The organism is Paenarthrobacter sp. YAF11_1 (genome assembly GCF_052113445.1).
Lineage (GTDB): Bacteria > Actinomycetota > Actinomycetes > Actinomycetales > Micrococcaceae > Arthrobacter.
This window is the reverse complement of sequence record NZ_JBFRDF010000017.1, coordinates 1-12,556: the sequence shown is the minus strand read 5'-3', so window position 1 is coordinate 12,556 and position 12,556 is coordinate 1. Positions and strand designations below refer to the sequence as shown.

The following is a 12,556-nucleotide window of genomic DNA, read 5'->3' as shown; positions in this document are numbered from 1 at the left end:
CCATTAGGGGACTGCGGGCGCAGGACAAGACAACACGTACGACGACGGGTGGCACCTCCCGTTCCAGGGCCCGGCTGGGTGCGGATATCGCCCTTGCCGTGATCGGAGTCTGCTTTGTGGCGCCTCTATTGTGGTTGCTGCTGGCCGCCGTCGATCCCCAGGCCGGATACCAGACCAAGGTGCCATCGGGGCCTTCGATCGCCAACTTCAGTGCGGTGCTGACTCCTGAGCTGTTGTTTCAGCCGTTGGCCAACAGCTTGTGGTTGTCTGCCGGTACGGCCGTGGTGAACCTTCTTGCTGCCGTGCTGGCCGCGTATCCGTTGTCCAGGTACCAGTCCCGGTTCAACAAGCCGTTCATGTACACGGTGCTGTTCGGCACCTCGTTGCCGGTCACGGCCATTATGGTGCCCGTGTATGGGCTGTTCGTCCAACTTCAATTGTTGGATTCCATGGCGGCCACCATTTTCTTCATGGCAACCACTACTTTGCCCATGGCGATTTGGATGACCAAGAACTTCATGGACTCGGTTCCCTTGGAAATGGAGGAGGCTGCCTGGATGGACGGGGCGTCAGCCATGACGGCGTTGCGCACCATTGTCCTGCCGCTGATGAGGCCGGGGCTCGGTGTGGTGTTCATCTTCGTCTTCATCCAGGCGTGGGGAAACTTCTTTGTGCCCTTCATCCTGTTGTTGTCACCGGGCAAGCAGCCGGCGGCGGTGTCGATCTTCAGTTTCTTCGGCCAGCACGGAGCAATCGCTTACGGCCAGTTGGCTGCTTTTTCCATCCTCTATTCGGTCCCGGTGCTCCTGCTCTACGCGCTGGTTTCCCGGGGCATGGGGAACTCTTTTGCCCTGTCTGGAGCCATGAAGGGGTAGCCGGCGCTCAGTCGATGTCCTCGATGATCTCGCCGTAGGGGATGGATTCGTCCAGGTGGGCTTGGTGGCCGGTGGGTCCCCGGTTGAAAGTGATCCGGACCCCGTGGCGTTCGTCGGCGGCTGATTGCAGGAGAACGGGCCGAACGGCGTCGATGACGTGCTGGTCCTGGGAGGCGAGGTACTTCTGATAGGCGGCTGGTAGCTGATGCATGGCAAAAGGATAGACCTCGAAGGGCTGCATGGGGAGGGGTCCCCATTGCGGCCCTGAACAGGGAGGGCTTGGATAGAGTGGCCCATGGAGGCGGAAGCATCCGGTGCCCGGCATCGGGTTCCGGAGCCTGCCGGGAGACAGACACGCCAGCGAGGGGACCACGAGTGCAACAGACCACAGCCACGGCCGGAATCGATGCACCGGACATGGCCCGTGCCCAACAACTCGTCGGCAGCATCATCCGGAGTTTTGAGAACAAAGTGGTGGGCCAGGCCAGGCTTCGTGAGACGTTGGTCATCGGGTTGTTGACGGGCGGCCATGTGCTGCTTGAAAGTGTGCCGGGCCTTGCCAAGACCACGGCGGCCCAGGCTATCGCGGAATCGGTCAGCGCAGAGTTCCGCCGGATCCAATGCACTCCGGACCTGTTGCCCAGCGACATCGCAGGCACGCAGATTTTCGATGCTGCCAAAGGAACATTCGTCACCCAGTTGGGCCCGGTCCATGCCAACATCGTGCTGCTGGATGAGATCAACAGATCCAGCGCGAAGACCCAGAGTGCCATGCTGGAGGCCATGCAGGAACGGCAGACGTCCATCGGTGGCGAGTCCTACCCTCTGCCGCAGCCGTTCCTGGTGCTGGCTACACAGAACCCCATCGAGCAGGAAGGGACGTACCGGCTCCCCGAAGCCCAAATGGACCGCTTCATGCTCAAGGACGTCCTGGACTACCCGAGCCCGGCCGAGGAAGCAGAAGTCATCCGCCGGATTGATGCCGGTGTGTTCGATGCCGACCAGAAGCCGCCGGCTGCTGCCTCACTGGATGCCGTGGTCCAGGTCCAGGACCTCGTGCGACGGGTCTACATCGACCCCGCCATCGTCAGGTACATCGTGGGCCTCGCCTACGTCACCCGCAATGCTTCCCAGTATCTGGAGCCCAAGCTCGCCAACCTTGTGGAGTTCGGCGCCAGTCCCAGGGCCAGCATTGCCTTCAGCCAGGCAGCCAGGGCCCTTGCCTTGCTCAATGGCCGTGACCACGTGATTCCCGAAGACGTCAAAAGCCTTGCCCACCGCATCCTGCGGCACCGCATCATTCTCGGGTTCGACGCTGTGGTTGAAGGTGTCCCGGTGGAAACCGTCATTGATGCCGTCGTGGCATCTGTCCAGACACCGTAGCGGGGATTGCCAGTGCCCAGCCTGCTTCGGCGGGTGAAGTCGAAGATGTTCATCTTCGCCCACCGGAGAACTTTGACCCTGCTCGACGGCGAATACGGCTCCGTTTTCAAAGGCCGCAGCCTGGACTTTGATGAGCTGCGGGCCTATGTTCCCGGAGATGAAGTCAGGGACATTGATTGGAAAGCCACCGCACGGCACGGATCGCCCTTGGTCAAAAGGTATGTGGCAGTTCGCCGGCACTCGGTGCTGTTGCTCGTCGATACCGGCCGGACCATGGCTGCCGAGGCTTTGTCCGGTGAGTCCAAGAAGGACATCGCTGTGCAGGCAGCCGGAGTGCTGGGGTATCTGGCGTGTCGCCACGGTGACGACGTCGGCCTCCTGCACGGTAACGGGACCACAACCCGGTATGTACCGCCCCGCAGCGGCGAGGAGCACTTGGAACGCTTGCTGCAGGAGCTTGATGCGAGCGTCGGCCTGGACGGGCCTGCCAGTTCCCTCGCGGAGCAACTGGACTATGTCCTGAGATACCTGAAGGGACGCTTGCTGGTTGTTGCCGTCGCGGATGAGTTCATGCCCGATGCCCGTACTGAGGGCCTGATGCGCAGGCTTCGAGGCAGGCACGAAGTCCTTTGGCTTACCGTGCGGGACGCTAACCTCACACCGGTGGCAGACAAAGGTGCCACGAACAGTATGGATGTGGGCACGGGGCAGGGAATTCCTCTGCCGCTGGCCGCCGACAGCAAGATCCAGGCCGCCTATGAAGCTGCCATGGTGGAACGCGGCGAACACCGCAGCTCCATCTTCCGCCGGCTGGGCATAGCCGAGGAACAAACCTCAGGCAGCGCGGACCTCTTGCCTGCCGTCTTTGCACTTCTTGAGAAGCACCGTTCGGGTGCACCAACTGCCAGGGGTGCCGCTGGGGGTGGCAACTGTGCAGGATGATGCCGGCTTCTTCGCGCCGCTGCAGTATCAGCCACAATGGCTCTGGGCCGGCCTGCTGCTGGTCCTGGTGGTGGGTGCCTGGTACGCCTGGATCTTCCGTCCCGCCCGCCGGAGACCGCCAGCCGGACAAAGACCGCAACATCAGGACCTGGACGCCCTGCGCTCCGCGTGCCTGACGGCCATCAACGCCACAGCAGAAGACGCCGACGCCGGACGAATACCAGTGCGCGACGCCCACCAAAGACTCAGCTTCCTCGTGCGGGAGTTCGCCGGGACAGCCACAGGGCTGCCCGTCACGTCCATGACGCTGGACGATCTCCGCCGCCAAGGACTCGAGAACCTGGCTGAAGGAATCGCAGGCATCTACCCCAACGAATTCGCCCGTGTGCCCATCCACCCCGTGGGGCACTCAGCGGAGGCTGCACGCCAAGTGGTGATCGGATGGAACTGAGCTACTGGTGGATCCTTCCCCTGACCGCAGCAGCGGTGGCCATCAACGCCTGGCTGTACCGCCGTCGTCGTCCTCCACAGGCCCGGCCCATCGCGCACGGTGACCGCCTGACCGACCTGCCGGAGTACCAGCACGCACTACGCAGGTACCGCCTGCGGCTGATGGTGGCAGTCATTCTGGGTGCCGTGTTCCTCGCCGCCACCGCCACAGCCGCTGCCAGGCCCATCCTGCGCACCACGGAACAACCGGAAATCCGGAACAGGGACATCGTGCTCTGCCTGGACGTGTCCGGATCCATGACCAGCACCGACGCCGCCATAGCCACCGTGTTCCAGGAACTCGCCAAGGAATTCGACGGCGAGAGGATCGGCATGGTCATCTTCGACAGCAGCAGCGTGCAACTCTTTCCCCTCACCGACGACTACGACTACGCCGCCGAACAGCTCGCCGAAGCGAAGGAAGCCTTGGACAGCGGGGCAGGATCCTTCTTCGACGGCACCTGGAACGGTGCAGGCTCCTCACTGATCGGCGACGGACTGGCGTCCTGCGTGCAGAGCTTTCCCGATGACACAGGCGCCGCCGATGCCCAGCGCTCGCGGTCCGTGGTGCTGGCGACCGATAATTTCCTCTCCGGCGAGCCGATCTTCAGCCTGGAGGAAGCGGCAGCCCTGGCCGCCGACAAAAAAGTGAAAGTCTACGCACTGAACCCCAGCGACATGGACTACGGCAACCAACCCGATGAACCCGGTGCCCAACTCAGGGCTGCCGCTGAGCGCACCGAGGGCTCCTACTTCACCGTGGACAGCGCTGAGACCGTTCCGGGCATCGTAGGGAAAGTGCAGGAGACAGAAGCCACCAGGTACCGTGCAGCTCCTCAGGCGGTGGTGGCCGATGCTCCCGCCTGGCCGCTCGGGATCGCCCTGGTTGCTGGAACGGGCATGCTGGTACTTGGCTGGAGGCTGGAACCATGACCTTCGCCCCGGTCATCCCGTGGCCCCTGCTGATCCTGGCCGTCGCCGCCGTGCTGGTGTTCACGGTGCTGGCATTGACGCGGAGGAGACCGTGGAGGCCGGGCCAGCCTGGACGGAGCCAACCGCCACGGAACGCGAGGCCGGCAGCGTTGCGGGGTGCCGCCGTCGTGCTTCTGCTCCTGGCCATGCTCCGGCCGGGCTGGCCTGGTGGGCAGGCCACCACCGCCACCGCGGAGATGGACGTCTTCTTCGTGGTGGACACCAGCACCAGCATGGCAGCCGAAGACTACAACGGCTCCAATACCCGTCTGGCAGGGGTCCAACGCGATGTCATGGCGATAGCCAAGGAGCTCGCCGGTGCCAAATTCTCCCTGATCACCTTCGACAACAAAGCCGCCGTCCGCATGCCCCTCACCCGTGACGCCACCGCGCTGCAGACTGCCATGACCACACTGCAACCCCAAAACGCCCGATACGCCAAGGGAAGCAGCGTCACCGGTGCAGCACAGCTACTCAAAGATCGGCTTGCTGCAGCCAAGGAGCAACACCCTGGCCGGCCCGCTTTGGTCTTCTACGCCGGCGATGGCGAAAACACCAGCGCCGAGCAGCCTCCGGCACTGGACGCCGCCAACGTAGCCGGGGGAGCAGTCCTCGGATACGGCACCCCTCAGGGCGGACGCATGAAGGAAACCCCGGATGCCGACGCCGGCTACCTCACGGACCGCAGCTCCGACACCGCGCAGGACGCCGTTTCACGCATCGACGAAGACCAACTCCGCACCATCGCCGACCAACTCCGCCTCCCCTACGCACACCGGACCGGGACAGAGCCGCCGTCGGACATGCTCGGCAAGGCCCAGCCAGGTGCGCTCACCATCAGCGACGCGGACACCCCCGGACGCATTGAGCTCTACTGGCTGCTCGCCCTGGCTGCCTTCCTGCTGGTACTCCACGAACCACTGCGCCACCTCGCCGCACTCCTGAACCTCCGCCCAGCAGCAGCAAAGGAGCGCACACCATGACCCACAATGCACGACGACGGCGACTCCGGCTTGCGCTGTGGTCCGCTCCACCGGCCCTGCTGGCGCTCGCTGTTGCCGCGAAACTCCTCAGCGTGGGCGTCTTGGGTGGTACGGCCGCGGAGTCCTACCTTGCCGGTCAGGAAAGTGAGGTGGCCCGGGCTGCTTCCTGGCTGCATGCAGTGAACTTCGTGGAGCCGCACAAGGCACCGTTCGCCTCCGGGGACGCCCAGGTGCTGGGGGGTGACTTCGCTGCTGCACGGGAAGACTTTGAGACCGCTTTGCGGCTTGGCCCCGGTGATGACGAGTGCAAAGTCCGGGTCAACCTTGTCCTGAGCATCGAGAAATTGGGGGACGCGGCAGGGGGCGGGGACGCTGCCGCCCGGCTGTTTACCGAAGGTCTTGCTGCCGCGGAGGCATCGCCGCCGCAATGCCGTGCTGACGGTCCCGCGAACACCGCGGGGGAGGGCGCCGCCCTTGCCGCCGCAGAGGACCGGCTCACGATCAAAATTGCCGAGGGAAATTCCCAAAGCGGCAAGGCGCAACAGCCTTCCGGCGAATCCCCGGCCACGCCGCCACAGGAACAGCTCAAAGAGTTGGAGGAGAGCGCGCAACGAGCCCAACGGGAACGCTCGGAGGGGCAGGAACGTGGAGAATATCTGCGGAGTCCTGACGATGGCCCGCGTGTGGACAGGCCGTGGTGAACCTTTCACCGGCCGCCGTCGTTCGCTGTTAAAGCTGTTTACGACTCCCAGAGGATTTCGTCGTCCACCACGCCGTCTTCGTCAGCCGCGACTACCAGGAGCTCGTCAGTGAAATGAGATCCGAGGGTGAAGTCCAGGACAAAATACCGTTCCGGCTGTCCGGGGTAGATGGCGACGTGGCCGAGCTTGAGGGCCTTCAGGAACACATCATTGGTCAGTTGGCCCTTGTCCCGGACGCCGAACACCGATTCCAGCTGCTCGTCCTTGAGCTGTGAGCTGTGGAAATGCAGGAACTGTTGGGGATTGGTGCCGTCCTGGTCAAGCTCGTCGGCAATCATTTCCCTGACTTGGTCCACCAGTTCGGGCAGGAAGCGCAGCCTGTAATCCACCTTGCGCATGGCGGCCTCATCGAAGTGGTCGTGCGCGGTGACATTGAGGTCCAGTTCCAGCTGGTTGCCGGCGAGTTCGTGTCTCGCGACGAAGCAATGTTCACGCCCGTGGTTGAGCTCGATCTCCCCAAAATGTTTGCTCGCTACCTTGCCCATGTGATCAATCTAACCCCATCAACCGGCGGGTTCCAGCACTTGGGGATATTTCACCTGCGCCGTTGCGGACCCTTGACAGGCGCGGTTTTCAGGGGGTGAAGTCCGCTCTTACCCGATGTCTCCCGGAGGGTGTCGGCCAGCAGTTGTGTGAACAACTGCACTTGCGCCGTCCGCTTTTCGTTAATGAGCAGGGCGAAGACATTACGCGCCAGCCGAATGTCCGGGACGTCAAGGACAACGACGCCGGATGGCCGGTTCCGGAGTGCCAGTTCGGGTACCAGCGAGGCACCCAGGCCGGCGGCGGTCATCTCCAGGCTGGCGTGGAAGTCGTCGCTGTAGGCCACCACCCGCGGGTGGAGGTTGCAGCTGGCGAACAGGCGCTCAATCACCAGGGCGTCGCTGGTTCCGGGGTGGTGGACGATCCATGGCATGTCGGACAGGTGAGCGGCTTCTATCTCGGCGTCTTCCCGGATTTTCCAGGACGCCGGCAGCACCACCCTGAAGTCGTCGTCCCCGATCCACTGCCGTTCCAGGGAGTGCGGCCAGGCCAGTCCGGACTGTCCCACTTGGTAGACCAGCGCCACATCCAGTTCGCCGCCGCTGCGCAGGCCCTGGATGGTTTGGGCAGGTTCCGCCACGGAGACGCGGAGCTCAATGCCCAGCCCGTTCCACCGATCGTTCCGGAGGATCTCCGGCAACACGTAGGTGGCAAGGCTGGGGAAGATGCCCAGCCTCAGTTCCTGCGCGGGGGAGTCGTTGGTTCGTGAAGCCGCAGCCATGAGGGCCTCGACGTCGGTCAGTACCTTCGATGCGTGCCGGGTCATGGTCACGGCAGCTTCCGTGGGAACAACGCTCCGCGCAGACCTTTGGAAAAGCTCGACGCCGGTATCGCGTTCCAGCGCGGCCATCTGTTGGGAGACTGCCGAGGCTGTGTAGCCAAGCTGGGCGGCGGCAGCAGCAAAGGAACCCAAACGGGTTACTTCCATGAGCGTCCGGAGGTGGAGGAGATTGACCATCAGCAGATTTTAGCTGTTCGCCACGCCACATTTTCAAAGTGTCACGACACGCCGTATCCCGGCGACACGCTGAAGATTAAATGTGGCTAAGTAGTCCACAGGGTGTGGATGACATCTCTCAATTTGGCGGAATCACGGACATTTTGAGGGCCCTCGCCTGTGGACGAGCGGTGGATTGAATGACATACTTGTAATACATCATCTTGGGGTTCCAGTTCGACGCTTGCACTACATGTAGTATCGATTTACGGATTGAGCGGGAAACCAGCACAAGACAAAATCAGAGCGTGTTGGCTGTCACGGCAGCCCGCGGGCCGGTATCGGATTCAGTAGCTAGTTCCGGTTGAGCCCGCCAGATACGAAGAGCGACAGACTTCAACTAAGGGGACAGGGATCATGACCGTAACGGTTTACACGAAGCCGGCCTGTGTTCAGTGCAACGCAACCTACCGGGCACTCGACAAGAAGGGCATTGCCTACCAGAGTGTCGACATCTCCCAGGATGCCGAGGCCCTTGAGCGCCTCAAGGCACTGGGTTACATGCAGGCTCCGGTTGTCGTCACCGAGCAGGACCACTGGTCTGGTTTCCGCCCGGACAAGATCGAGGAACTGGCCCAGGCCGTTTCCTCCGTGGCCTAAGTTTCATTCAAACTTCGCCACCACAGCACACTAAGAATTCCTATGTAGTCGAGGTGACTCCCATGGCACCGCTGGCAGCGGCACCCGTACGCGATGCTGCAGAAGCTGTGACCACGAGGAGTCACCTCATCTACTTTTCCTCGACCTCCGAGAACACCAAACGATTCGTCCGGAAACTGGGTACGGATGCGGCACGCATCCCGCTCTACGCCCAGGATGCTCCGCTTCAGGCCCTCGAACCCTTCGTCCTTGTACTGCCCACTTACGGCGGAACCAACGGCGAGGGTTCGGTGCCGAAGCAAGTCATCAGATTTCTCAACGATCCCAGGAACAGGGAACTGATCCGCGGTGTTATCGGAGCAGGGAACACCAATTTCGCGGACAACTACTGCGCAGCGGGGGACATCATCTCCGTCAAGTGCAAGGTGCCGCATCTTTACAAATTTGAACTCATGGGGACGCCGGAAGACGTTCAGCGGGTCAACGAAGGGCTGGAAAAGTTTTGGACACAACTGTCGCAGAAACAGAAGTAACCGGGGGTGCTGTGGACACGGTCAAGAAGCCGCTGCCTGAGGCTTTCAAGGGCTTGGGTTATCACGAGCTCAACGCCATGCTGAACCTGTATGGCCCCAACGGCGAGATCCAGTTCGAAGCTGACCGTGAAGCTGCGCACCAGTACTTCCTGCAGCACGTGAACAACAACACGGTGTTCTTCCATGACCTGGAAGAGAAGCTCGATTACCTGGTGAAGAACCAGTACTACGAGCGCGAGACCCTCGACCAGTACACGATGAACTTCATCCGCGACCTCTTCAACCGCGCGTACAAGAAGAAGTTCCGCTTCGAGACCTTCCTCGGCGCCTTCAAGTTCTACACGTCCTACACGCTGAAGACTTTCGACGGCAAGCGTTTCCTGGAGCGCTACGAAGACCGCGTCTGCATGGTTGCCCTGCACCTGGCCCGCGGCGACGAAGACCTGGCCAACCGCCTCGTCGATGAGATCATCGACGGCCGCTTCCAGCCGGCTACCCCCACCTTCCTCAATGCCGGCAAGGCACAGCGCGGCGAGCTCGTCTCCTGCTTCCTCCTTCGCATCGAAGACAACATGGAGTCGATCGCCCGCGCCATCAACTCCGCCCTCCAGCTCTCCAAGCGTGGCGGCGGTGTGGCTCTCTCGCTCACCAACATCCGCGAGCACGGTGCCCCGATCAAGCAGATTGAAAACCAGTCCTCCGGCGTCATCCCCGTGATGAAGCTCCTCGAAGACAGCTTCTCCTACGCCAACCAGCTCGGTGCCCGCCAGGGTGCAGGTGCCGTGTACCTGCACGCCCACCACCCGGACATCCACCGCTTCCTGGACACCAAGCGTGAGAACGCTGACGAGAAGATCCGTATCAAGACGCTCTCCTTGGGCGTTGTGGTTCCGGACATCACGTTCGAGCTCGCCAAGAAGAACGAGGACATGTACCTCTTCTCCCCGTACGACGTCGAGAAGGTCTACGGTGTTCCGTTCTCCGACATCTCGGTGACCGAGAAGTACTACGAGATGGTTGACGATTCCCGGATCAAGAAGACCAAGATCAGCGCCCGCGAGTTCTTCCAGACCCTCGCGGAGATCCAGTTCGAGTCCGGCTACCCGTACATCATGTTCGAAGACACCGTGAACCGGGCCAACCCGATTGACGGCAAGATCACCATGAGCAACCTGTGCTCGGAGATCCTGCAGGTTTCCTCGCCGTCCATCTACGCCGAGGACCTCAGCTACGAGACCGTGGGTAAGGATATTTCCTGCAACCTCGGTTCCATGAACATCGCCAAGACCATGGACTCGCCGGACTTTGGCCGCTCCATCGAGACGTCCATCCGCGCCCTGAGCGCTGTGTCCGACATGTCCTACATCAACTCGGTGCCGTCCATCGCTCAGGGCAACGCCCAGAGCCACGCGATCGGCCTTGGCCAGATGAACCTCCACGGTTACCTGGCCCGCGAGCACGTTCACTACGGTTCCGAAGAGGGCCTGGACTTCACCAACATCTACTTCTACACGGTGCTGTTCCACGCTCTGCGCGCCTCCAACCGCCTTGCCATCGAGACCGGCCAGACGTTCGGCGGCTTCGAGAAGTCCACCTATGCAACCGGCGAGTTCTTCGACAAGTACACCGAGCAGGCATGGGTTCCGGAGACGGACCGCGTCAGCGAACTCTTCGCCGGCCACCACATCCCCACCCAGGATGACTGGCGCGAGCTGAAGGCTTCGGTCATGGAGCACGGCATCTACAACCAGAACCTGCAGGCCGTACCGCCCACCGGTTCCATCAGCTACATCAACAACTCCACGTCTTCCATCCACCCGGTGGCCGCCAAGATCGAAATCCGCAAGGAAGGCAAGATCGGCCGCGTCTACTACCCGGCTCCGTACCTGACCAACGACAACCTGGAGTACTACCAGGATGCCTACGAAATCGGCTACGAGAAGATCATCGACACCTACGCAGCTGCCACGCAGCACGTGGACCAGGGCCTGTCCCTGACGCTGTTCTTCAAGGACACCGCCACCACGCGTGACATCAACAAGGCGCAGATCTACGCATGGCGCAAGGGCATCAAGACCCTTTACTACATCCGTCTCCGCCAGATGGCCCTCGAAGGGACCGAAGTTGAGGGCTGCGTCAGCTGTGCGCTCTAGTCAATCTTCGTTGGTTGGCTAATCGCGGCCTTGGCCGCATTCAAAACTAAAGAGTACGACGGCGGGCCACCACCCGCCGTCGTAGGCTTATCTCAAGAAAAACCATCGCTTAAAGGGGATGAAATGACCGAAAAGGTCAAGCTGCTGACACACGTCGAGGCCATCAACTGGAACAAGATCCAGGACGACAAGGACGTGGAAGTCTGGAACCGGCTCGTCAACAACTTCTGGCTCCCGGAAAAGGTGCCGCTCTCCAACGACGTCCAGTCGTGGCACACCCTGACGCCGGATGAGCAGCAGCTCACCATGCGCGTTTTCACCGGCCTCACTCTCCTGGACACGATCCAGGGCACTGTCGGTGCTGTCTCGCTGATCCCTGATGCGATCACCCCGCACGAAGAAGCCGTGTACACAAACATCGCTTTCATGGAGTCGGTGCACGCCAAGTCCTACTCGTCCATCTTCTCCACCCTGTGCTCCACCAAGGAGATTGACGACGCTTTCCGCTGGTCCCTCGAAAACGAGAACCTGCAGAAGAAGGCGCAGATCGTCATGGACTACTACCAGGGCGACGATCCCCTGAAGCGCAAGGTTGCCTCCACTCTGCTGGAGAGCTTCCTGTTCTACTCGGGCTTCTACCTGCCCATGTATTGGTCTTCGCGCGCCAAGCTCACGAACACGGCCGACCTCATCCGCCTCATCATCCGTGACGAGGCCGTGCACGGTTACTACATCGGCTACAAGTTCCAGAAGGGCCTGGAGAAGGTTTCCGAGGCCCGCAAGCAGGAAATCAAGGACTACACCTTCGAGCTCCTCTTCGAGCTGTACGAAAACGAAGTCCAGTACACGCACGACCTCTACGACGGAGTCGGCCTGGCCGAGGACGTCAAGAAGTTCCTGCACTACAACGCCAACAAGGCCCTCATGAACCTCGGCTACGAGGCCATGTTCCCGGCTTCCGTCACCGACGTGAACCCGGCCATCCTGTCGGCACTGTCCCCGAACGCCGACGAGAACCACGACTTCTTCTCCGGCTCGGGTTCCTCCTACGTGATTGGCAAGGCCGTCAACACGGAGGATGAGGACTGGGAGTTCTAGGCTTGTGTTTTATTGAGGGCGGGCAGCGAGCAATCGCTGTCCGCCTTTCTTGTGTCTGCATCACGTTCTGGAGGGCCGGTGTCCGGGTAGTGGCGGGGCTTTGGATTGGTAGGTGTGTCCGGTGGGTGTGCTGATGTTCAGGGTGTGGGTGTCGGCGGGCATGGTTGCTGCGGGCAGGGCTTCTGCGGTCCAGCCGGGGTTTTCTTTGGTGTGGTTGCAGGCTTCGC

At 61.7% G+C, this 12,556-nt stretch carries 14 protein-coding genes and 1 pseudogene; 11 read left to right on the top strand and 4 right to left on the bottom strand.

What is annotated here, in order from left to right:
• The first annotated feature begins 2 nt into the window (after nt 1-2).
• Complete coding sequence (locus AB4Y77_RS20680) at nt 3-875, top strand: carbohydrate ABC transporter permease (RefSeq protein ID WP_396136290.1); 873 nt, start codon at nt 3-5, stop codon at nt 873-875.
• Between the two features lie 7 nt (nt 876-882).
• On the opposite strand, the gene AB4Y77_RS20675 is transcribed toward AB4Y77_RS20680, so the two are convergent.
• Entirely contained in the window at nt 883-1,086 is a 204-nt protein-coding gene (locus tag AB4Y77_RS20675; protein ID WP_311213002.1) for a hypothetical protein, read from the bottom strand.
• A gap of 164 nt (nt 1,087-1,250) precedes the next feature.
• Between AB4Y77_RS20675 and AB4Y77_RS20670 the strand changes: the two genes are divergently transcribed.
• Genes AB4Y77_RS20670 through AB4Y77_RS20645 form a run of 6 tightly spaced genes read left to right on the top strand, consistent with a single transcriptional unit; the run spans nt 1,251 to nt 6,345 of the window.
• The gene (locus AB4Y77_RS20670) at nt 1,251-2,258 is read left to right on the top strand and encodes an AAA family ATPase (protein WP_442015192.1); all 1,008 of its coding nucleotides are present in this window, start codon (nt 1,251-1,253) and stop codon (nt 2,256-2,258) included.
• A gap of 12 nt (nt 2,259-2,270) precedes the next feature.
• On the top strand, nt 2,271-3,200 hold the full coding sequence (locus AB4Y77_RS20665; protein ID WP_442015191.1) for a DUF58 domain-containing protein: 930 nt from the start codon (nt 2,271-2,273) through the stop codon (nt 3,198-3,200).
• A complete protein-coding gene (locus AB4Y77_RS20660) occupies nt 3,181-3,651 on the top strand; it encodes a hypothetical protein (RefSeq protein WP_311236086.1) in 471 nt (156 codons plus the stop codon). The genes AB4Y77_RS20665 and AB4Y77_RS20660 overlap by 20 nt, the downstream gene beginning before the upstream one ends.
• The gene (locus AB4Y77_RS20655; RefSeq protein WP_442015190.1) at nt 3,642-4,622 is read left to right on the top strand and encodes a vWA domain-containing protein; all 981 of its coding nucleotides are present in this window, start codon (nt 3,642-3,644) and stop codon (nt 4,620-4,622) included. Before AB4Y77_RS20660 ends, AB4Y77_RS20655 begins: the two co-directional genes overlap by 10 nt.
• The gene (locus AB4Y77_RS20650) at nt 4,619-5,644 is read left to right on the top strand and encodes a VWA domain-containing protein (protein WP_442015189.1); all 1,026 of its coding nucleotides are present in this window, start codon (nt 4,619-4,621) and stop codon (nt 5,642-5,644) included. The genes AB4Y77_RS20655 and AB4Y77_RS20650 overlap by 4 nt, the downstream gene beginning before the upstream one ends.
• Nucleotides 5,641-6,345 carry a hypothetical protein gene (locus AB4Y77_RS20645; RefSeq protein ID WP_442015188.1) on the top strand — a complete coding sequence of 235 codons (705 nt, stop codon included), beginning with the start codon at nt 5,641-5,643 and terminating at the stop codon, nt 6,343-6,345. The genes AB4Y77_RS20650 and AB4Y77_RS20645 overlap by 4 nt, the downstream gene beginning before the upstream one ends.
• Before the next feature lie 38 nt (nt 6,346-6,383).
• Here the strand turns inward: AB4Y77_RS20645 and AB4Y77_RS20640 are convergent, their stop codons facing one another.
• Together AB4Y77_RS20640 and AB4Y77_RS20635 are read right to left on the bottom strand one after the other, a co-directional pair.
• Nucleotides 6,384-6,890: a DUF2004 domain-containing protein gene (locus AB4Y77_RS20640; RefSeq protein WP_311212995.1), complete on the bottom strand. Its 507-nt coding sequence runs from the start codon at nt 6,888-6,890 to the stop codon at nt 6,384-6,386.
• Nucleotides 6,891-6,940: 50 nt separating this feature from the next.
• Nucleotides 6,941-7,906, bottom strand: a complete 966-nt coding sequence (locus AB4Y77_RS20635) for a LysR family transcriptional regulator (protein WP_354513182.1) — start codon at nt 7,904-7,906, stop codon at nt 6,941-6,943.
• Nucleotides 7,907-8,302: 396 nt separating this feature from the next.
• On the opposite strand from AB4Y77_RS20635, the gene nrdH reads away from it, so the two are divergent.
• From nrdH to nrdF, 4 genes are all read left to right on the top strand, one after another.
• Complete coding sequence (gene nrdH / locus AB4Y77_RS20630) at nt 8,303-8,545, top strand: glutaredoxin-like protein NrdH (RefSeq protein WP_011775022.1); 243 nt, start codon at nt 8,303-8,305, stop codon at nt 8,543-8,545.
• 62 nt (nt 8,546-8,607) lie between these two features.
• Nucleotides 8,608-9,078, top strand: coding sequence for a class Ib ribonucleoside-diphosphate reductase assembly flavoprotein NrdI (gene nrdI / locus AB4Y77_RS20625; protein WP_442015187.1), 471 nt, complete (start codon nt 8,608-8,610; stop codon nt 9,076-9,078).
• Nucleotides 9,079-9,089: 11 nt separating this feature from the next.
• Nucleotides 9,090-11,231, top strand: coding sequence for a class 1b ribonucleoside-diphosphate reductase subunit alpha (nrdE, locus tag AB4Y77_RS20620; RefSeq protein ID WP_442015226.1), 2,142 nt, complete (start codon nt 9,090-9,092; stop codon nt 11,229-11,231).
• Between the two features lie 123 nt (nt 11,232-11,354).
• Entirely contained in the window at nt 11,355-12,329 is a 975-nt protein-coding gene (nrdF, locus tag AB4Y77_RS20615) for a class 1b ribonucleoside-diphosphate reductase subunit beta (RefSeq protein WP_011775019.1), read from the top strand.
• A 60-nt stretch (nt 12,330-12,389) separates the two neighbouring features.
• Here nrdF and AB4Y77_RS20610 read toward each other — a convergent pair.
• Nucleotides 12,390-12,556 (bottom strand): annotated as a pseudogene (locus AB4Y77_RS20610) (HNH endonuclease); the annotation flags it as partial.